Below are 19,134 nucleotides of genomic sequence, written 5' to 3'. Positions count from 1 at the left end.
GCGCCATTCGCAGCCTGATCCAGCACATCGGCGCTGCTGCCGGCAAAATCCTCAGCACTTCCAGCAGCTCGACCCGCGTTTCCAGCGACATGGCCGAAGCCGCTGGCCGCCAGCGCGAAGCCGTGGACATGGTGTCCACCGCCTTCCACGAAATGGTCGCCACCGCCAACGAAGTGGCCCGTTCCTGTAGCCAGGCGGCCCAGTCGGCCGACAGCGGTCAGCAGCAAGCACGCGAGGGCCAGCAGCAGATCGACGCCGCCGTACAAAGCGTCGACCGCCTGAGCCACGAGATCGAACAGTCCGCGCAGTCGATCCAGCAGCTGGAGCGTGACAGCAACGCTATCCAGTCGATCCTCGGCACCATCCGCTCGATTGCCGAACAGACCAACCTGCTGGCCCTCAACGCGGCCATCGAAGCAGCCCGTGCCGGTGAGCAGGGCCGTGGTTTTGCCGTGGTGGCCGACGAAGTGCGGGCCCTGGCCAAGCGCACAGCCGACTCCACTGCCGAAATCGACGGCCTGCTGGGCAACCTGGCCAGCCGCACGGCCGAAGTGGCCGAGCAGATGCATGCCAGCCTGGAAGTGTCGCAGCAGTCGGTAAGCCGCATCGGCCTGGCCCGCGACAGCTTCGGGCAAATCCGTGAGTCGGTGGATGTGATCCGCGACATGAACACGCAGATCGCCACGGCGGCCGAGGAACAGCACCAGGTGGCCGAGGACATCAACCGGCATATCAGCCAGATTCACGGGGATGCGCAGCTGGTGGCCGAACTGGCCCAGGCGGCGCGGCAGGACTCCGAGAGCCTGGCGGGGCTGTCCAATGAGCTGGATTCGCTGGTGCGCAGGTTCCGTACCTGATGTGTGGCCTGAACCGACCTCTTCGCGGGTAAACCCGCGAAGAGGCCGGTTCAGGCAACCAGGCACTACAGCTTCAACTCCCCCGGCGTCGCCCCAAACAGCTGCTTGAACGCCGCAATGTAAGCCGAGGTGGAGTCATATCCACACCCCAACGCCGCCTCGGTCACATTCTCCCCCGCCTCCAGCAACGCCAGCGACGACAACAGCCGCATGCGCTGCCGCCAGTTGCGAAAGCTCAACCCGGTCTCGCGCTGGAACATCCGCATCAGCGTCTTCTCCGAACACCCCAGCTCCCGCGCCCATTGCTGCAAAGTCTGCGGCTGGTCCGGCGCGGCGATCAAACCGTTGCACAGCGCCAGCAACCCAGGGTGACGTGGCAAAGGCAGCGAAAACCCGACTTCCGGCAACGTGCGCAACTGGTCGAGCAGCACCGCCACCAGTCGCGCCTCGGCACTGTCATATTCCGGGTAGTCCGCCGGGAACAGGCAGAACTGCTTGATCAGCTCGCGTGCCAGTGGCGTCACCTCCAGCACCCGGCATTGCTCCGGTGCCCATGGGCAGGCATCGCGGCGCACATACAGGCTGCGCATCTCGGCCTGCATCGAGGTCAGCACTTCGTGTTCGGCATCGGCAGGGATCCACACACCCCACTGGGGTGGGGCAAAGTAACTGCCGTCCCGGGTGTACACGGCCAGTACGCCGCTGATGGCGTAGGAAAACTGCACCCAGTCGTGCTGGTGGCGGGTGGTCCAGGAGCCGGCACCGAGGCTTTCGGCACGGGCATAGAGGGGCCTGGGCAAGTGGTCCAGCGCAGGAATAGCGCGAGGATGTCCGATGATCGGCATGGCGGTTTCTTGTAGTTCTGAGCAGACAAGCCTAACAGCTGGTGGACATCACGGGGACATCTGCGCTGTCCTGTGGGAGCGGGTTTACCCGCGCAGCAGGCGACGCGGTATTGCAAAAAATCAACGCTCGACGATAACGGTCACCCCCTGCCCACCCGCCGCACAAATCGAAATCAGCCCACGCCCCTTCCCCGCCGTGGCCAGCAGCTTGGCCAGGTTGGCCAATATCCGCCCCCCGGTCGCCGCGAACGGGTGCCCGGCCGCCAGCGAGCTGCCCTTGACGTTGAGCTTGCTGCGGTCAATCGCCCCTAGCGGCGCCTCCAGCCCCAACTGTTCGCGGCAATAGTCGGCATCCTCCCAGGCCTTCAGCGTGCACAGCACCTGGGCGGCAAAGGCTTCGTGGATCTCGTAATAGTCGAAGTCCTGCAGGGTCAGGCCATTGCGCGCCAGCAAGCGTGGCACGGCATACACCGGGGCCATCAACAGCCCTTCGCGACCGGTGACGAAATCCACTGCAGCTGTTTCGCCATCGACCAGGTAAGCCAGCACCTGAAGCCCCTGCTGCGCAGCCCATTCTTCAGTGCCCAGCAACACCACCGAGGCCCCGTCGGTGAGTGGTGTGGAATTACCCGCCGTCAGCGTGCCCTGGCCGCTGCGGTCGAAGGCGGGCTTGAGCCTGGCCAACTGCTCGAGGCTCAGGTCCGGGCGCAGGTTGTTGTCCCGTGTCAGCGACAGAAACGGCGTCAGCAAGTCGTCCTGCCAACCCTCGACATACGCGGCGGCCAGCTTCTGGTGGCTGAGCAACGCCAGCTCGTCCTGCTCTGCACGGCCAACCCGCCAAGCCTGGGCCATGCGCTCGCAATGCTCGCCCATCGACAACCCCGTGCGTGGTTCGCCATTGCGTGGGAACTCGGGTTTCAGGTGGTGAGGCCGCAACTTGAGCAAAGGCTTCAGCCGCTCCCCCAGGCTTTTGCCACGGTTGGCCTGCAACAGGAGGTGGCGCAGCCCTTCGTTGACGGCAATCGGTGCATCGGAAGTGGTATCCACGCCGCCGGCAATACCGCAGTCGATCTGCCCCAGGGCAATCTTGTTGGCCACCAGCAGCGCGGCCTCAAGCCCGGTGCCGCAGGCTTGCTGGATGTCGTAGGCCGGGGTCTGCGGCGACAGGCGCGAACCCAGTACACATTCGCGGGTAAGGTTCATGTCACGTGAGTGCTTGAGCACCGCGCCAGCCACCACCTCCCCCAGCCGTAACCCATGCAGGCGATAACGTTCGATCAGGCCCTCGAGGGCGACCGTGAGCATCGCCTGGTTGCTGGCCGTGGAGTAGGCGCCATTGGAGCGGGCAAAGGGGATTCGGTTGCCGCCCAGGATCGCGACCCGGCGAGGTGAACGCATGTGCTTGTTCCTCCTGAAACAATTTGATCCGTACAGCCTAGGTGTTTTTACCGCATTCGAACGACCTTGCCACAAAGTTGGTCCACACTTTCAAGCTTGCCTTTTGCGGAGACCCACTCATGAGCGATCGCTACCTCGGTTTTGCCAACTCCAACCTCGGCCGCCGCCTCGTGGATGCCCTCGGCCTGCCACGCCCGGCGCCGCTGGAGCGCTGGCAAGCCGGCCGCCTGCGCCCGGTAGAAGGGGCCCTGGTACTGGGTGGCGGGCCGCTGGCAGGCCAGGTCGAAGCCATCGCCCCGCGCCTGACCGACGCGCTTTACAGCTTCAATGCCGACCACCTGCAGGCCGAAGCCTGGGTGGCCGGCTTGGGGCCGAAAATCAAAGCCGTGGTGTTCGATGCCAGTCATCTGTCCGACAGCGATGCGCTGAAGCAGTTGCGCGAATTTTTCCAGCCACTGCTGCGCAGCCTGGCCCCGAGCGCCCATGTCGTGGTGCTGGGGCGCGCGCCGGAAAGCCTCGACGACCCGTTGGCCAGCGTTGCCCAACGGGCCCTTGAAGGCTTCAGCCGCTCCCTGGCCAAAGAACTGCTCAATGGCGCGACCGCCCAACTGCTGTATGTCGCGCCCGGCGCCGAAGACCAGCTGGAAGGCGCCTTGCGTTTCTTCCTCTCGCCCAAGAGTGCGTTCATTTCCGGCCAGGTGCTGCGCCTGGAAGCCTGCGCCAATCAGGTAGGCGACTGGACCCGCCCGCTGGCTGGCCGCCGCGCCCTGGTCACGGGTGCGGCCCGCGGCATCGGCGCCGCCATTGCCGAAACCCTGGCGCGGGACGGCGCCGATGTGCTGCTGCTGGATGTGCCACAGGCCAGCCAGGACCTCGACGCCCTCGCCGCACGCTTGGGTGGCAAGGCGCTGCCACTGGATATCTGTGCCAGCGATGCGGCAACGCAACTGCTAGCAGCCCTGCCCGACGGCATCGACATCGTGGTGCATAACGCCGGCATCACCCGCGACAAGACCTTGGCCAACATGACCCCGGAATACTGGGACGCGGTCATGGCGGTCAACCTCAAGGCACCGCAAGTACTGACCCAGGCGCTGTACGACAACGGCGCACTGGGCGAAAACGCGCGCATCACCCTGCTGGCCTCGGTCAGTGGCATCGCCGGCAACCGCGGGCAGGCCAACTACGCCGCGAGCAAGGCCGGGCTGATCGGCCTGGCCCAGGCCTGGGCGCCCCGGCTCGCCGAACACGGCGGCAGCATCAACGCTGTCGCCCCCGGGTTCATCGAAACCCACATGACCGCGGCCATGCCCATGGGCCTGCGCGAGGCCGGGCGGCGCTTGAGCTCGCTGGGCCAGGGCGGCCGCCCGCAGGACGTCGCCGAGGCCATCGCCTGGCTCAGCCAGCCAGGCTCCGGGGCAGTCAACGGCCAGGTGCTGCGTGTGTGCGGCCAGGCCTTGATGGGAGCGTGAACATGAGCAGAAACTGGCACGACCTGCAAAGCCCGGCTGCCCGCGCCAGCCTGTACCTGCGTGCAGCCAGCAAGCGCAGCATCAGCGGTGACCGCTTGCCGGACGATGGCCTGCGCTGTTTCATCCCGGTTAAGCCGGGCAACCTGGCAGCCTATAGACGGCTTTGCCACTTTACCGACGATGGCCGCCTGCCAGGCACTTATCCCCACGTCATGGCGTTCACGCTGCAGCTGCAGTTGATGACCGCCCCAAACTTCCCTTTCCCGCTGCTCGGCCTGGTGCACCTGCACAACCGCATCGAGGTGCTGCGCCCGCTTGGTGGTATCGAAGGGCTGCGCTTTGCGGTGTATGCGCAAAACCTTCAGGCACATGCCAAGGGCGGCACCTTCGACCTGGTTACCGAGGCAGACGACGGTATTGGCCTGCTCTGGCGGGAGACCAGCCGCATGCTGGTGCGCGGGCTGAAGCTGGAGGGCCAGGCAGGCGAGCCCGCCGAGGATGAACCGGAGCCATTGCCCGAGGCCACCCGCTGGTACGCCGACAGTGATATCGGCCGGCGTTATGCCAAGGTGTGCGGGGACTACAACCCTATCCACCTCAGTGCCACCAGCGCGCGGCTGTTCGGCTTCCCCACGGCCATTGCCCATGGCATGTGGAGCAAGGCCATGGCCCTGGCGGCACTGCGTGGGCACCTGCCGCACAGCGGCTACGCCTTTGAAGTGGATTTCCGCAAACCGGTGCGGTTGCCGTCAGAGGTGGTACTCAGTGCCAGTGAGGCGGGGCCTGAGGGTGCGTTGCGGCTGGATGGGCATGGCGGGGTGCTGCATATGGTCGGGCGCTGGGCTCCGCTGTAGAGGCGGTATACGCTTGCTTTGCATCGGGCCTGGGCCGAAGCTATGCAGCATTAGGAGACCCCCGATGAACCTGCAAGAACTCACCCAACGCCTGCACCAGATTCGCGACAACAATGACTGGCGCGGCTTCCACAGCCCGAAGAACCTGGCCATGGCCGCCAGCGTCGAAATGGCCGAGCTGGTGGAAATCTTCCAGTGGCTAAGCGAAGACCAATCGCGCCAGCTACCTGCCGACAAACTCGCCCACGCCGGCCAGGAAGTCGGTGATGTGGTGCTCTACCTGCTGCTGCTGTGCAGCGAGCTGGGCCTGGACATGGACCAGGTGGTGCGGGCCAAGCTGGCCGACAGCGAGAGGCGCTTCGCCCGATGAACGACCGTCACTTCGATGAGCTGGCCACCCGCTTTGCCGAGAAGATCTACGGCGGCGCGAAGGGCGCGATCCGCCTGGCCGTACTGCAGGCCGACCTGGCCGAGGCGCTGCCCGATCGCCCGCTGCGCATCCTCGACATCGGCGCCGGGCTGGGGCACATGGCCTTGTGGCTGGCCCAGCGTGGCCACCACCTGACCCTGGCCGAGCCTGCCGCCCCCATGCTCGAAGGCGCCCGGGCGCGCTTTGCCGAGGCCGGCCAGACCGCCACGTTCATCCAGGCACCCTGGCAAGACCTGCTCGGCCAACTGACCGAGCCCTACGACCTGGTGCTGTGCCATGCCGTGCTCGAATGGCTGGCAGAGCCCGAAAGCATCCTGCCCGTGCTGCACCAGCTCACGGCCCCTTCCGGGTGGCTGTCACTGGCCTTCTACAACCGCGACGCGCTGGTCTATCGCAACCTGCTCAAGGGCCATTTCCGCAAATTGCGCAGCAACCGGCTGGAAGGTGAAAAGCAGAGCCTGACCCCACAGAAACCGCTTGATCCACGCGAGCTCAAGGCGCAACTTGATCCTATGTGGCAGGTTGAAACCGAGAGCGGGGTGCGGGTGTTCCACGATTACATGCCCAAAGAGTTCCAAGCCAAGGCCGAGCTGCTCGACCTGCTGGAAATGGAACTGGCCTACCGCCGCCACCCCGGCTTCGCCGGGCTTGGCCGCTACCTGCACTGGGTCTGCCGCCCCCGTTGACTCGCCCGCCGGGAGGAATACATGCCGTACCGTTTGTTGTGCCTGGCCCTGCTGCCGCTTGCCTTGGCTGCCTGCCAGGGCAGCAACCCGTATGTGGCCAGCAGCCGCCCGCTGCCACCGGCCCCCGCCCAGGCGGCCACCACCTTCGACGCCAGTGCCTACCCCGCGCCCGCCCGGGATTACGGGCACTACCGCAGCTGGAGCTGGCGCAACGGCCAGTTGCCCAGCGGCTCGGCCAATGCCGACCCGGCGCAACTGGCCGATGCCGTCAGCGGCGCACTCGACCAGCATGGCCTACGCCCTGCCCGGGGGGCTTCCGGCGATTTGCTGGTCAGCGCCGACATGCGTCTGGAAAAACGCTTGCGCCAAGTGCGTGACTACGACACCTACGACCCCTACTACGGCCCCTATCCCTACGGTGGTGTCGGTTATGGCGGCTATCGCCATGGCTACGGGGGCTATGCCAGCGTGCCCATCGTGCGCACCTACGAGGTCGAAGTGATGGTGGTGCGCATCGACCTGTACGACGCCCGCAGCGGCCAGCCGGTGTGGAGCGCCAGCGCCGAAAGCGGCAGCGACAAGAACTCGCCGCGTGAACGCGAAAGCGCCCTGCGCGATTCTGTGCACAAGGCGCTCAGCGGCTATCCTCCCAGTTAATAGCTAACGGAGAACCATCATGTTGCGCCGTCTCGTTCTACTGTCATTCGCGCTACTGCTTGCCGCCTGCTCCAGCAATAACGTGCAACAGGATTTTGATGCCAGCCGTGATTTTGCCGCCTATCGCAGCTGGGCGTGGCAAGAGCCGGGCCTGCAGTACCGCCCGGATGACCCGCGGATCAAGAGTGACCTCACCGAGCAGCGGATTCGCCAGGCAGTGGCAGACCAGCTCGACCAGCGCGGCCTGCGCCCGGTACAAGGCGGCGCGCGGCCTGACCTGACGGTGCGCACCTACCTGATCGTGGAACAGCGCCAGCAACAGATCACCACCAACTATGGCGGTGGTTGGGGTGGCTACTGGGGCGGCTACTGGGGCGGCCCGATGTATAACGAAACCCGCAGTGTCGACTACAAGGTCGCCACCATTCAGGTTGATATGTTCGACGGGCGTGACGGCAAGCTGGTGTGGCGCGGCAGTGCCGAGCAAATCATGAACAACTACCCGCCAAGCCCGGAAGAACGCAACAGCGCCATTCACAACACCGTGAGCAAGGTGCTGGCCAACTACCCGCCGGGTAGCAAGAAATAAGGTTGTAATGCGGCTTTTGCATGCACCGCCCCCCCCTGTGGGAGCGGGCATGCCCGCGAAGCAGACACCGCGGTGCATGGCACGGGCTTCGCCCGTGTTCGCGGGCGCGCCCGCTCCCACAGTGACCGTGCCACCTTTGAATGTTGAGCAAGGCAGTAGCACCCACCTGAGCGGTGTCAGGAGCGACAAAATCCATTTCGACACCGCCTTTTTGCCTTTCCAGCGCCACTCGTGCGCAGGTTCTTGTCTATCTTCACTTAAGGAAACCTGACTGACCGGGTAGATGTGTTCAACATTTGGGAAAGGCGACCTGCCAATGCAAAGCATTGTTCTCCTGCTGTGGCTTGCCTTGTGCTCCGAACAGGATGTGCGTCAACGCCAGATATCCGATCTGCTGACCCTGGGCGTGGCTGCCGGCGCCCTGTTCTGGCTGTTCGCCACCGGCCACAGCTGGATCGGCGCCGATGCCAGTGATGCCGGCTGGGCACTGGCCATCGTCATGCTGCTTACACTGCCCGGCTACATGCTCGGCCGCTTCGGTGCCGACGACGTCAAGCTGATGGGCGCACTGGCGCTGGCCACCAGCCCGCAATACGTGCTCGGCACCTTCATTGGCGCCGGTGTCAGTGTGCTGGTGTGGCTGCTCACCCGTCGGCGCCTGTGGACCCTGCTCAACCCCAAGGTGAAGAAGCGTTTGCAGGCCCTGACCGATGAAATGGGCGAGAAACAGGCATTCGTACCCTACGTGTTAGCAGGTTTTCTTCTAACGGCGGTATGGATCCAATAATCCTTCCTGTGGTCCTATGAGTTGTACATAACTTGTAACTTGTACATATCCAGAAAGTGCGACTATTTTTAAGCTGCCAGCGTGCCTGGCACGGGAGCAGGGCCGCATACGAACAGGGAGTTGATCGTGTCCAGACCATTCAGTGAAATGAAGCTATTGGTGGTCGATGACCAACCAGTCATCGTCGAACAGTTGTGTGAGTTTCTCGAAACCCAGGGCTACCACTGCCTGCCAGCCCATTCGACCGACGAAGCCATCCAGTGCTACCTGGCCGACGAGGCCATCGGCCTGATCATCTGCGACCTGCACATGCCTGAGCGTGATGGCATCGAACTGGTTCGCGCCCTCAAGGAAATCACCGGGCCACGTATGTTTGAAGCCATCATGCTGACCGGGCGTGCGGACAAACAGGACGTGATCCGCGCCCTGCGCGAAGGGTTTGCCGATTATTACCAGAAGCCCATGAACCTCGACGAACTGCTGGAGGGCGTGCGCCGCCAGGAACAGGCCCTGCAAGAACGCCAGCGCAACTTCCGCGCCCTGGGCGGGTTGAACCAGCGCTTGCAAGACCTGGCCGATTCGGTGGACGAACTGTACCAGGACCTGGAAAAAGCCCGTGGCCAAGGTACCCACCGCCGTGCCACCGATGTGGAAGAGAGCGAAAGCGAGCTGCCAGCTGCCTTCGAGAAGCTGTCCCCACGCCAACTGGAAGTGGCGCGGCTGGTGAGCAAGGGCAAGACCAATTACCAGATCGCCTGTGAGCTGGGCATTACCGAAAACACCGTCAAGCTATATGTGTCGCAAGTGTTGCGTTTGACCCACATGCACAACCGTACCCAGCTGGCATTGGCGCTGACGCCCAGCTCGTCGCCGGTGCATCTGAGGTTTACTACCCATTGAGGGGTTTGCCTGGAGATTGCCGGGGCTGCTTTGCAGCCCCCCTACATTTGAAAACCCAAACTCAGGATTAGCCGGGGGCCACGGTCCAGGCTATCCAACGCCACATCCGCCAAAGGCTTCGCCACCTCCAGCGCAACGTTGAAGTAGCGCCCATCCCCCAACCGTACGCCAAGTGCCGCCGAAGCCAGGTGGGCATCGTCCACCGGCCCCCGGTTATGCCAGGCCTGCGCCACATCCACTGCCGCATAGGGCTGAACCAGTGCCAGCCCGTTACCTCGCAGGCTGTAGTTCAGTTCGTAAGCCACACCCCATCCCTTGTCCCCGTCCGCCTGATCACGCGGGTAGCCACGGCCAAAATGCTGCCCACCAAAGCCCGCCCGCTCGCTGTCGGGCAGCCGGTCATCACTCCAGTACAACGCGCCCGACGCCACCCCCTGCCAGTTGCCAGCCAGCGTGTCACTCTGCAGTCCGGAAAGCCGCAACCGCAGGAAATCCAGATCGTAGTCAGCATCGCTACGCGCGCCCAGGTAATCCAGCCCCTGGTAAACCCCGGCACTGACAATACGCAGGCGGCCACCTTCCACTTTGCGCCAGTCGCCCTCGAAGGACAGCGCGCGCACGGAAGTGTCGTAGTCCCGTAGTGAAGGCACCCCGTCCAGTTGGTCTTCGACGTGCTCGCTGACCGCATACAGGTGCCCCTGCACGGCCATCCATTCGTTCGGCCTGACAACCACTGGCTGACGCAGGCCCACTGCATAGCGTTCACTGTCCCGCTCGCGGGTCATGTCACGGCCATCATCCAGGCGTATGCGCGTGCCCGGATCACTGCGGTAGCGCGAAGCCGACAGCAGCAACTGGCTGCCGGCAGCGTCCAGGTACTGGCTGTAGTCCAGCCGCTGGTAATGCACCTGGTCATCCCCCGGAGGCAGCAGCAGGCTGGCCTTGAACCGTTCGGCAAAGCGGGTCTGGGCATTGCTGGTGGCCGTCAGCAGTGCCTGCGCATCGTCGCGACTGGAATCGGCCAGGGTAACAGCGGCGCTGAACGGCTTGCGCTGCGCATGCACGGTCAAGCGGGTGGCACCGTCAGCGGTTTGCGCCATCGCCAGCTCAGCCTCAATCGACACACCCGGCAGGCGTTCGGCGAGACCCAGGTAGCGCTCCAGGGTTTCACGTGTCAGCGGCCGTTCGGCTTCCAGTTGCGTCAGCAGCTGCTGCAAATAGCCACCGGCCGGGCCGATGTCGCCCTCCACGCGGTAATCCCGGATGTAACCTTCGACCAGCACCACATTCACACGGCCTTCGGCCACATCCTGAGGTGGCAGGTAGGCGTAGGAAAGCAGGTAACCGTCCTGCCGGTAGCGCTCGGTCAGGCGCTCGGTGTACTGCTGCAGCTCGCCTAATGTGATGCTGTGCCCGATCAACGGCTGGTAGTGCTCGCGCAAGTCGCTCAAGGGGAACACCGTACCGCCTTCGAAACGCACCTTGTGCAGCACCATGCGCGTATCCGCAGGTGCCCAGGCCTGGCTTTCGGCGTTTGGCCGGGGCATTCGCAGATTGGGGCTGGCGGGCCGATAGGTGTCTACCGGCAGGTTGGTGTCGGGCAGGCGCCGTTCGTACTCATGGCTGTCGAGAAAACCCGGCAACGACTCGGCCTGGGCCAAAAACACCCAAGGCAGCAACAACAGGGGCACGGCCAGAGGACGCATAGGGCGCTCCATGTTCCCTTGGGTTGCGGGGCACCAGCCGGTCACACCCGTCACTTGCAAGCGTAGGTGCTGGCCCGGCTGCCGTCGAACGCCTACTCGCTGACCTGGAACGCCACTCGCGCGGTCTCGCCGCTTTCGTCCAGCGCACTGACCTCGGCCTGCCCGGCCTGTGGCAAGCGCACCAGCAGGCTGTCCTGCCCCAGGGTTTCGCCCAACGGCTGGCCATTGAGGAACCACCAGCGCCGCCCGCCACCGCCCAGGGCCGATACATGCAGCTGCAACGGCTCGCTGCTGGTCGCCGGGCGGCGCAGGTTGTCACCCGGTCGCACGCCCACTATCGACAGCGGCGGAGCGCTGGCCGGCACCTGCGGTGGGCAGGCCGGGTCGATGGCCGGCAGCCGCGCCGCGCGCCGCTCCACGCGGGGCAGCCAAGGCTCCAGCGGGGCCGGCCACAAGGCAATGTCGCGGGCCTTGGCGCTTGGGCAACTGCCATCCACTCGCAGCCCCTGGTCGTTGACCCACACACTTTCGCGCAAGCCCAGTCCCAGGGGCTGATCGGCGGCTTGCAGCGTCGGCGGCGTGGTGCCGTCCAGGGTCCAGGCAAAACGCTGGCGCCGGCAGTTGGGGTCCTGTTTGCTCATCGGCTGGCCCAGCGGCCAACAGATCGCCGCCACACCGACATTCGCCGGCACCCGCTCCACCGGCACGCTGATGCCACGCTGGCTGTCGCGGTTGCTCAGCAGGTCGTGCACCTGCAGCATCAACGGCGCCGCCGAAGCCAGGCCAAACTGGCCGGGCACCGGCGTGCCATCGGGGCGACCGATCCACACGCCGATCAGGTAGCGCGGGCCCACGCCAATCGACCAGGCATCGCGAAAGCCATAGCTGGTGCCCGTCTTCCAGGCCAGTTGCGGGCGCTGTACCAGTTCGGCATGCGGGTCGCGGTCGGGGCGCGCCTGGCCACTGAGGATGCGCCGGATGATCCACGCCGCCCCTGGTGACAGCAGCCGGCGCTCCACCAGCGGGTCCTGCGGCTGCAAGCGCACCCGCGCACTGTTGCCACCCCGCGCCAGCGCCGCGTAGCCACCCACCAGGTCTTCCAGCCGGCTGCCGGCACCGCCCAGGATCAGCGACAGGTTGGGTTCGGCCAAGGGCGGCAATGCCAGTGGCATGCCCGCCATGCGCAGTTGCGCGGCAAAACGTTTCGGACCGTAGGCCTCCAGCAACTGCACGGCCGGCAGGTTGAGTGACAGGGCCAGCGCCGAGCTGGCCGACACCGGCCCACTGAAGCCCATGGAGAAGTTGCCGGGGCGGTAGTCGCCATAGCGGCGCGGCACATCCTGCAACAACGATTCGGAATGGATCAGGCCATCGTCCAGCGCCATGCCGTAAAGGAACGGTTTGAGGGTGGAGCCGGGCGAGCGTAGCGAGCGCACCATGTCGACGTGCCCGAAGCGGCGCTCGTCGGCCAGCTCGATCGAACCCAGGTAGGCGCGCACCGCCATGGTCTGTGCCTCGACCACCAGGATGGCGGCAGAGGTGCGCTCCGGCAGCCGCGCGCGCCAGCCCAGCAACAAGTCTTCAAGGCGCCGCTGCAACGCTGCATCCAGCGTGGTGCGGATCAGCGGCGGGCTGTCGGCGCTGTTCAGGCGCCGGGCGAGCAAGGGCGCCAAGGCTGGCTCCTGGCGTGGTGCCAGCACCAGCGGCTCTTCGGCTGCCTCGCGGATTTGCTGCGCAGGCCACACCTGGTATTCGGCCAGGCGCTGCAGCACCTTGTCGCGCGCGCGTTGGGCACGCTCTGGGTGGCGATCCGGGCGCAGCCGGCTGGGTGCCTGGGGCAGCACCGCCAGTAGCGCGGCCTCGGCCGGGGTCAGGTGCATGGGCGACTTACCCAGGTACGCCCAGCTGGCTGCGGCCACACCCTGCAAGGTGCCACCGAAGGGCGCGCGGTCCAGGTAGATCTGCAGGATCTCGCGTTTGGACAGGTGCCACTCCAGCTGCACTGTACGCCACAGCTGGCGCAGTTTGCCGGCCAGGGTGCGGTCATGCGGGTCTAGCAACCGTGCCACCTGCATCGACAGCGTGCTGCCGCCCGACACCACGCGCCCACCCCGCAGGTTCAGCCAGGCCGCACGTGCCAAGGCCAACGGATTGACCCCGGGGTGGCGGTAGAACCAGCGGTCCTCGTACGTCAGCAAGGCCTGCAGGTACAACGGCGAAACCTGGTCCGGGCTGACCGGGTAGCGCCATACCCCCTCGGCATCGGCAAAGCGCCACAAGGGTGTACCGTCTTCGGCCAGCACCACCCGCGCCAGGTCGTCGCCCGGCAGCGGCAGCGGCCACAGGCGGTCGGCCAGCCACAACAGGCCGCATAGCACCAACAGGCCAATCAGCGTGGCGCGCAACAGCCTGCCCGCACGCGCTAAGCTTGGCATCGGGAACCGACCTGGCCAGGTAATGGCCAAAGGCTTGGGAACGGCAACCTCGCCAATTCGTTCATCAGGAAGCAACTATGCATGTAGAAGGTTTTTTCGAGTGGCTGGGCCAGGCACTGGGGTCTGTGATCCGCTTCATCGTCGACGCATTGAGCGGGCTGTTCAACCTGCTGGCCAATGCCGGTGGTAATTTCATCGACGGCCTGGCGCGCACCCTGGGCACGGACACCTCGCTGATCAGCATCCTGGCCGTGGTCATCGGCCTGATGCTGCTGTACTCGGCAATCCGCGCGTTCATGCGCGCCTCGATCATCCTCGGGATCATCTGGCTGGTGCTGGGGTTGTGGGTGATGAGCTGGGTGATTCACTGAATTACTCAGCTGATCTGCGCGGTTTTTGTGGGAGGCCTTGCGTCGCGAAAGGGCTGCACAGCAGCCCCAGGATTGCAGCTTCGCCGCTTTAATTGCCGGGGCCGCTTTGCGGCCCTTTCGCGACGCAAGGCCGCTCCCACATGGTCCGTGTAGAGCGGGTTTTTAGCGGGCTTTTACGGTCATTTCACCTTGCCCATCCCCCACGGCCTGCAGGTTTGGCCGGTACATCGACTCGACCTGCGGCGGCGGCACGCGGTAAGTGCCAGGGGTCACCGCCCGCGCCAGGTACAGCAGGTGGGTGGTGCCATAGCTGTCGAGCTTGAGCGCGGCAACATAACGGTCATCACGGTACTCCTGGTGCACCACGCTGGCGTTCTGCATCGACTCGCGCCATTCCTTCACGGCGCTACTGGCGTTGTCCAGGCTGGCGGCACTTTGCGCCAGGTTCTGGTTTTCCAGCTCCAGGCCGGCCGGTAGCAGGTCTACCACCAGCGCATCCGGCACACGGTCTTCGGCCTTGAGCGCCAGGTGCACCAACACCAGGTCGCCACTGCGCAGGTTGTGCAGGTCCAGCGGCTGGCCGTTCATGCCCAGATACTCACGACGAATCTGCATACCGTTGCCGCCGGCCGCAGGTGCCTGGCGAGGGTAACCGGACAAGGTCAGTTGCTGGTACAGCGTCTCGCTGCCTTCGTTCTGTACGCTCAGTGGCGAGGCCAGCAACGGGCCTTCCAGCTTCATGCCGGCTTCGGCGTTGTTGAACTCGCGGACCTCGCCCGCACTGTCCAGGCGTGCCTGCCACTTGCCTTCCGGCTTGCCCAGCAGGCCACGGCCGGCCAGGAACAGTGCATTGCGCTCCTGGGTCGACAGCCAGCGGTTGGCCGCCAGTTCATCCGACAAGGCGAACAGGCGCTGGTCGACCTGGCTGCTGGCCAGGTTGCTCTCCTGCAGCAATGCCAATATCAGCGCCTGGTCACGCAGGGCGCTGCCGTAATCGGCCATCCAGCCTTTGCCACGGCTGATGCCCAGGCCCGCCTGCAAGGCTTGCTCGGCGCGCGGTTTGTCGCCCATCTTGTCCAGCGCCACCGCCAGTTGTACCAACGGCAGGCCGGAGCGGGCATCGGCGCGGCGCTCGAACAGGCCACGCAGCGCGCCCAACGGCGCCTGCTGGCTGCGCGACAACACCAGCGCCGCGTAAGCCTGCACGGCAAAGCGGGTGTGGTCAGCGTTTTCGCTGTAATCGACTTCGATCAGGTTGCGCTCCTGCAGGTAGCGCAACAGGCGCTCGCTGGCCTTCTTCAACGCTTCGGCCGGCACGCCATAACCCTGGTCACGGGCACGCAAGAGGAAGTCGGTAACGTAGGCGGTCAGCCAGTACTCCTCTTCGCTGTCCGAACTCCACAGGCCAAAGCTGCCGTTGTAGCGCTGCATGCCCAGCAGGTGCTCGATACCCATTTCAATCTTGCGCTTGCGCACATCCGCCGGCTCGCCCTTGATGCCCAGGCGCTTGAGGCTGTCGGCATCGGCGTACAGCGACGGATACAAGCCGCTGGTGGTTTGCTCCAGGCAACCGTAAGGGTAAGCCTCCAGCGCACGGATCTGCTCGGCCAGGTTCAACGGCGGCCGGCTCGACAAGGCCAGGCTGGCCTCCAGGCCTGCGGGTTCGAACGCGGCCAGGTCTGCTTCGGGCAGGGTCCATGGCTGGTCCTTCAAGGCCACGCGGTAGTGCTTGAGCATTGCCGGGTAGGCCGGGCGCACGCCCAGCGTCCACTCACGTTCGAACGCGGTGGTCGGCTCGTTCGGCAGTTGCAGGCCTGTGACACGCACATGCACCTTGCCCTGCCCCAAACCACCCTGGGCCTGCACAGGAATCATCAGGGTCGAACGCTGCCCCTCGGCCAGGGCGACGGTCTGCATGGCATTGGTGGCAAGGCTCAGTTGCCCTTCGGTGGTGATTTCAACGCTCAGTTGCTGGGCGCGGCCCGACAGGTTGGCCAGGTCCAGTGCCAGGCTGGTGCGGTCGCCGCCGGCCAGGAAGCGCGGGGCCGACAGCTCGGCAATCAGCGGGGCGGCGACCACCGTCTTGCCTTCGGCCATGCCGAAGTGCTCTTCGGTCCATGCCTGGGCCATCAAGCGCAGCTCGCCGTTGAAGTCGGGGATATCGACCGTGGCCTGGCCCTCACCCTTGTCGTCCAGCGTCACCGGCAGGCTCTGCTGGGCAACGATGGTGACCGTGGTGTTAGGGCGCTTGCCGCCTTTGGCCATCGCCGCATCGCCACCAAACGCCAGGCTGGCAAGGCGGCCCTGCCCAGCTTCGATCAGCTGGCCGTAGATGTCCAGTTGGTCGGCGCCATAGGCCTTGCGCCCGAACAGGCTGGCAAACGGGTCGGGGGTTTTGAAATCGGTAATGTTGAGGATGCCCACATCCACCGCCGACAACAGCACATGCACCTGCTTGGGCACGCTGCCATCAGCATTGGCGGCCTTCACCTTCACGGTCAGCGGCTGTTTCGGGCGCATTTTTTCCGGCGCCTGCAGGCTCACCGCCAACTTGCGCTCGGCGCGGTCCAGCGGCAGGTGCAGCACGCCTACCGAACGCTTGGGCGTGGCGTTGGCCTTGCGCTCACCCGGGCGGATCACCAGCGCGCTAATGTACAGGTCGTGGCGTGCCCAGGCTTTGTCCAGTTGCACATCGAAGGTCTTGCCCTCGGCGGGCACTTCGATTTCCTGCCACCACAGCGGGCCATCGCTGGACTCGATCATCAGGTAGCCGCTGCCAGCGGCAGGCGGGGTGACGGTAACCTTGGCCGTGGCGCCGTCGGCGTAGGACGGTTTGTCCAGCGCCAGCTTGACCTGGTCGGGGCGCACGGCACCGCCTTCGGCGTTGTCCTGGGCGCGGTAACCGGCCCAGAAGCGCTCGCTGGACACCAGACCGGTCTGCGGGTCTTCCACCTCGACGCGGTACGGGCCCCATTCAACCTGGAAGCTCAGCTTGGCAGTGGAGCCCGCCTTGACGCTGACTGTCTCTTCGCTCTGGGTCAGGAATTTCTCGTTGTAGGCGTAGCTCCAGCCGTCGCTCTGCGAGTAGTTCCAGTAGTAGTCACGGCGCTCGCGGATCAACCGCACCTTGAGGTCGTTGGCCGCCAGTTTGTTGCCATCGCGGTCGGCTACCAAGAACTCGAACTCCACCGGCCCGTCGCTATCGGTTTCCTCGCCATCGAACAGGCCACGCAGGCCCGGCAGGCGCTCGGCTGGCCAGATCGGTTGCTCCAGGCGCCGGGTAATCGGCCGGCCACCGGACTCCTGCAGGCTGGCCTGCACGGTCAGTTGCAGCGGCGAGCGGGCTTCGGCCCAGCGGCTTTCGATATCGACCACCGCCTTGCCAGCCTGGTCGAGGGTGACTTCGTCCAGCTCCAGGTCCTGGTTCAGCTCGGTTTCGGTGACCGAGCCAAACTGGTAGCCCGGCAGCGCAGGCACCGCCTCGCGAAGTGGACGCACATAGGCCTGGCCACTCAGGCGATTACCGGCAGCCGGGGCGCCATAGAGGTAACGGCCATTGACCTGGATGCGCGCATCCTCCTCCGGCGACAGCGGCGTGCTGCTGCCCTTCAGCTCCAGCGCCAGGCGCTCGGGCAGGAAGTCTTCGACCAAAAATTCATACACCTGCTTGCGCCCGCCGCCCAGGTCGAGCAGCAGTTGCCAGCGGCCAGTCGGGGCCTCGGTAGCCAGTTGCAACTGGTATTGGTACAAGCCATTGCTGTCGGCTTCCCAGACGAACTTGCGGCTCACCTGTTCATCCGGGCGACGCACTTCCACGCTCACCGGCTGGGCTTTGACGGGCTTGCCGTCCTGGTCGCGCAGCAGGCCGTTGAGCAGCACGGTTTCACCTGGGCGATACAAGTCACGCGGGCCGAAGATGAAAAACTGCAACGGGTTGGCCTGGGGCCCGGTGATGTCGAATTCGGCCAGGTCCAGGGCGGCGGTGTTCAGGCGCAGCAAGGTGGTGTGCACACCTTGGGTAGCGATCAGGGTATCGGCTTTGGGCGTGATCGGCAGCTGGGCGTGGCCCTTGCCATCTGTGCTGGCCTGGGCGAGCAGCTTGCCCTTCTCGTCATGGATTTCGAGGTTGACGCCGTTCAGCGCCTTGCCGCCTTCCAGCGCTTGGGCGAACACGTCAATGCGGTCCCGGTACCGGTGCGCCGACACGCCGATGTCGCTGAGGGTGAACAGGGTCGCTGGCTGCGAGTAGTCATAGGTGCCCGAGGCACGCATCACCGCCAGGTACACGCCCGGGTCCTGCAGCGGCTTGATGCCGGCGATGGGCAGCAGCACGGTTTCGCGGGTGTTGCGGGCGGGGTTGAGGTCGAAGCGGCCGCTGTAGACCAGCTCGGCCATGTCCAGGGTTTCCTTGGACTGGTAGTAGTACAGGCTGCTGTTGCGCCCCCAGCTGGCCAGAAAGGTCGAGAGCATTTCCGGCTTCACCCGGAAGAACTCGACATCGACCTTGTCGACGTTCAGGGCAATCACCGGCAGGCCTTCGGCCAGGCGCGTGGGCAAAAGCGAACCGCGGCTGGCAAAGCCGATGGTCGGTTGCATGTCGCGGGTTTCCAGCTGGGAGACCGACTCATTGTCCAGTTGCTTGCCGTTGACCGCGAGCAGGCCCTTGTCGACGGTCAGCACCAGCTTGCGCTGCGGCTCCAGATGGCGCAGGCGCAGCTCCATCTGGTTGTCAGAGAGTTCCCAGGCGCCATCGAGCTTACCCTTGACGGTGTCTACCAGGTGCACCTTGGTGGCGAAGTCCTGCTTGGCATCCAGCGGTGCTGAGAAGCTGATCGACAGCGTTGCTGCGCCATCGAGCTGCACTTCCGAAACATCCAGCACCGAAAGCTCGCGGCCTTCGTAGCGCTTGGCGAGCACAGCCGGGTCTTCGCGCTTGGGCGCCTGGGTTTCGGCGGGTGCTGTAGCTACGGGTTTCTCGACCGGCGCCGGTTTGTCCGGCGTCGAAGAGTCACAGGCACTGAGCAAAGCCAGCGCGCAGGCCAGCAACAATCCTTTGTTGAACATGGAGTAGGAACTCTTAGGCAGCGTGTTCGTGAGGGCAGCAACTATAGCTCAACGTCAGGTGCAGCACCCGGGCGTTGCGCGGC

General features: G+C 65.1%; 15 protein-coding genes. 10 read left to right on the top strand and 5 right to left on the bottom strand.

Features of this window, described 5'->3' with window-relative positions:
• Positions 1-89: 89 nt before the first annotated feature.
• Positions 90-857, top strand: a complete 768-nt coding sequence (locus SB756_RS25860; RefSeq protein WP_410912468.1) for a methyl-accepting chemotaxis protein — start codon at positions 90-92, stop codon at positions 855-857.
• A 65-nt stretch (positions 858-922) separates the two neighbouring features.
• Here SB756_RS25860 and SB756_RS25855 read toward each other — a convergent pair whose 3' ends face one another.
• Positions 923-1,702, bottom strand: coding sequence for an AraC family transcriptional regulator (locus SB756_RS25855; protein ID WP_096425548.1), 780 nt, complete (start codon positions 1,700-1,702; stop codon positions 923-925).
• A 120-nt stretch (positions 1,703-1,822) separates the two neighbouring features.
• The gene (locus tag SB756_RS25850; protein WP_410912455.1) at positions 1,823-3,100 is read right to left on the bottom strand and encodes an acetyl-CoA C-acetyltransferase; all 1,278 of its coding nucleotides are present in this window, start codon (positions 3,098-3,100) and stop codon (positions 1,823-1,825) included.
• Between the two features lie 119 nt (positions 3,101-3,219).
• Between SB756_RS25850 and SB756_RS25845 the strand changes: the two genes are divergently transcribed.
• From SB756_RS25845 to SB756_RS25810, 8 genes are all read left to right on the top strand, one after another.
• On the top strand, positions 3,220-4,572 hold the full coding sequence (locus tag SB756_RS25845) for a 3-oxoacyl-ACP reductase (protein ID WP_410912453.1): 1,353 nt from the start codon (positions 3,220-3,222) through the stop codon (positions 4,570-4,572).
• A 2-nt stretch (positions 4,573-4,574) separates the two neighbouring features.
• Positions 4,575-5,426, top strand: coding sequence for a MaoC family dehydratase (locus SB756_RS25840; RefSeq protein WP_410912451.1), 852 nt, complete (start codon positions 4,575-4,577; stop codon positions 5,424-5,426).
• Positions 5,427-5,490: 64 nt separating this feature from the next.
• Entirely contained in the window at positions 5,491-5,796 is a 306-nt protein-coding gene (locus SB756_RS25835) for a MazG-like family protein (RefSeq protein WP_019470373.1), read from the top strand.
• Entirely contained in the window at positions 5,793-6,542 is a 750-nt protein-coding gene (locus tag SB756_RS25830) for a methyltransferase domain-containing protein (RefSeq protein ID WP_258654998.1), read from the top strand. The genes SB756_RS25835 and SB756_RS25830 overlap by 4 nt, the downstream gene beginning before the upstream one ends.
• 21 nt (positions 6,543-6,563) lie before the next feature.
• Positions 6,564-7,199 carry a DUF4136 domain-containing protein gene (locus SB756_RS25825; RefSeq protein WP_341797477.1) on the top strand — a complete coding sequence of 212 codons (636 nt, stop codon included), beginning with the start codon at positions 6,564-6,566 and terminating at the stop codon, positions 7,197-7,199.
• A gap of 19 nt (positions 7,200-7,218) precedes the next feature.
• Positions 7,219-7,788: a DUF4136 domain-containing protein gene (locus SB756_RS25820; protein ID WP_341797476.1), complete on the top strand. Its 570-nt coding sequence runs from the start codon at positions 7,219-7,221 to the stop codon at positions 7,786-7,788.
• Between the two features lie 316 nt (positions 7,789-8,104).
• Positions 8,105-8,575 (top strand): A24 family peptidase, encoded by a 471-nt coding sequence (locus SB756_RS25815; RefSeq protein ID WP_341797475.1) that lies wholly within the window; start codon positions 8,105-8,107, stop codon positions 8,573-8,575.
• 126 nt (positions 8,576-8,701) lie between these two features.
• Complete coding sequence (locus tag SB756_RS25810; protein ID WP_410912447.1) at positions 8,702-9,475, top strand: response regulator; 774 nt, start codon at positions 8,702-8,704, stop codon at positions 9,473-9,475.
• A gap of 41 nt (positions 9,476-9,516) precedes the next feature.
• On the opposite strand, the gene SB756_RS25805 is transcribed toward SB756_RS25810, so the two are convergent.
• Positions 9,517-11,181 (bottom strand): ShlB/FhaC/HecB family hemolysin secretion/activation protein, encoded by a 1,665-nt coding sequence (locus tag SB756_RS25805; protein ID WP_410912445.1) that lies wholly within the window; start codon positions 11,179-11,181, stop codon positions 9,517-9,519.
• A 92-nt stretch (positions 11,182-11,273) separates the two neighbouring features.
• Complete coding sequence (gene pbpC / locus SB756_RS25800) at positions 11,274-13,616, bottom strand: peptidoglycan glycosyltransferase PbpC (protein WP_410912443.1); 2,343 nt, start codon at positions 13,614-13,616, stop codon at positions 11,274-11,276.
• Positions 13,617-13,693: 77 nt separating this feature from the next.
• Between pbpC and SB756_RS25795 the strand changes: the two genes are divergently transcribed.
• Positions 13,694-13,987 (top strand): hypothetical protein, encoded by a 294-nt coding sequence (locus SB756_RS25795; protein ID WP_341797471.1) that lies wholly within the window; start codon positions 13,694-13,696, stop codon positions 13,985-13,987.
• Positions 13,988-14,149: 162 nt separating this feature from the next.
• Here SB756_RS25795 and SB756_RS25790 read toward each other — a convergent pair whose 3' ends face one another.
• Positions 14,150-19,051, bottom strand: coding sequence for an alpha-2-macroglobulin family protein (locus SB756_RS25790; protein ID WP_410912441.1), 4,902 nt, complete (start codon positions 19,049-19,051; stop codon positions 14,150-14,152).
• Positions 19,052-19,134 lie beyond the last annotated feature (83 nt).

This window comes from Pseudomonas sp. SIMBA_068 (assembly GCF_046534705.1).
Taxonomy (GTDB): Bacteria; Pseudomonadota; Gammaproteobacteria; order Pseudomonadales; family Pseudomonadaceae; genus Aquipseudomonas; species Aquipseudomonas putida.
This window is presented reverse-complemented; position numbering and strand designations above follow the sequence as displayed.

Bases quoted from the DNA above. Each gene is read 5' to 3' on its own strand.
- SB756_RS25855 (WP_096425548.1), bottom strand. From the start codon at position 1,702: ATGCCGATCATCGGACATCCTCGCGCTATTCCTGCGCTGGACCACTTG.
- SB756_RS25805 (WP_410912445.1), bottom strand. From the start codon at position 11,181: ATGCGTCCTCTGGCCGTGCCCCTGTTGTTGCTGCCTTGGGTGTTTTTG.
- SB756_RS25850 (WP_410912455.1), bottom strand. From the start codon at position 3,100: ATGCGTTCACCTCGCCGGGTCGCGATCCTGGGCGGCAACCGAATCCCC.
- SB756_RS25840 (WP_410912451.1), top strand. From the start codon at position 4,575: ATGAGCAGAAACTGGCACGACCTGCAAAGCCCGGCTGCCCGCGCCAGC.
- SB756_RS25790 (WP_410912441.1), bottom strand. From the start codon at position 19,051: ATGTTCAACAAAGGATTGTTGCTGGCCTGCGCGCTGGCTTTGCTCAGT.
- SB756_RS25815 (WP_341797475.1), top strand. From the start codon at position 8,105: ATGCAAAGCATTGTTCTCCTGCTGTGGCTTGCCTTGTGCTCCGAACAG.
- SB756_RS25835 (WP_019470373.1), top strand. From the start codon at position 5,491: ATGAACCTGCAAGAACTCACCCAACGCCTGCACCAGATTCGCGACAAC.
- SB756_RS25820 (WP_341797476.1), top strand. From the start codon at position 7,219: ATGTTGCGCCGTCTCGTTCTACTGTCATTCGCGCTACTGCTTGCCGCC.
- SB756_RS25860 (WP_410912468.1), top strand. From the start codon at position 90: ATGGCCGAAGCCGCTGGCCGCCAGCGCGAAGCCGTGGACATGGTGTCC.
- SB756_RS25845 (WP_410912453.1), top strand. From the start codon at position 3,220: ATGAGCGATCGCTACCTCGGTTTTGCCAACTCCAACCTCGGCCGCCGC.
- SB756_RS25830 (WP_258654998.1), top strand. From the start codon at position 5,793: ATGAACGACCGTCACTTCGATGAGCTGGCCACCCGCTTTGCCGAGAAG.
- pbpC (WP_410912443.1), bottom strand. From the start codon at position 13,616: ATGCCAAGCTTAGCGCGTGCGGGCAGGCTGTTGCGCGCCACGCTGATT.
- SB756_RS25795 (WP_341797471.1), top strand. From the start codon at position 13,694: ATGCATGTAGAAGGTTTTTTCGAGTGGCTGGGCCAGGCACTGGGGTCT.
- SB756_RS25825 (WP_341797477.1), top strand. From the start codon at position 6,564: ATGCCGTACCGTTTGTTGTGCCTGGCCCTGCTGCCGCTTGCCTTGGCT.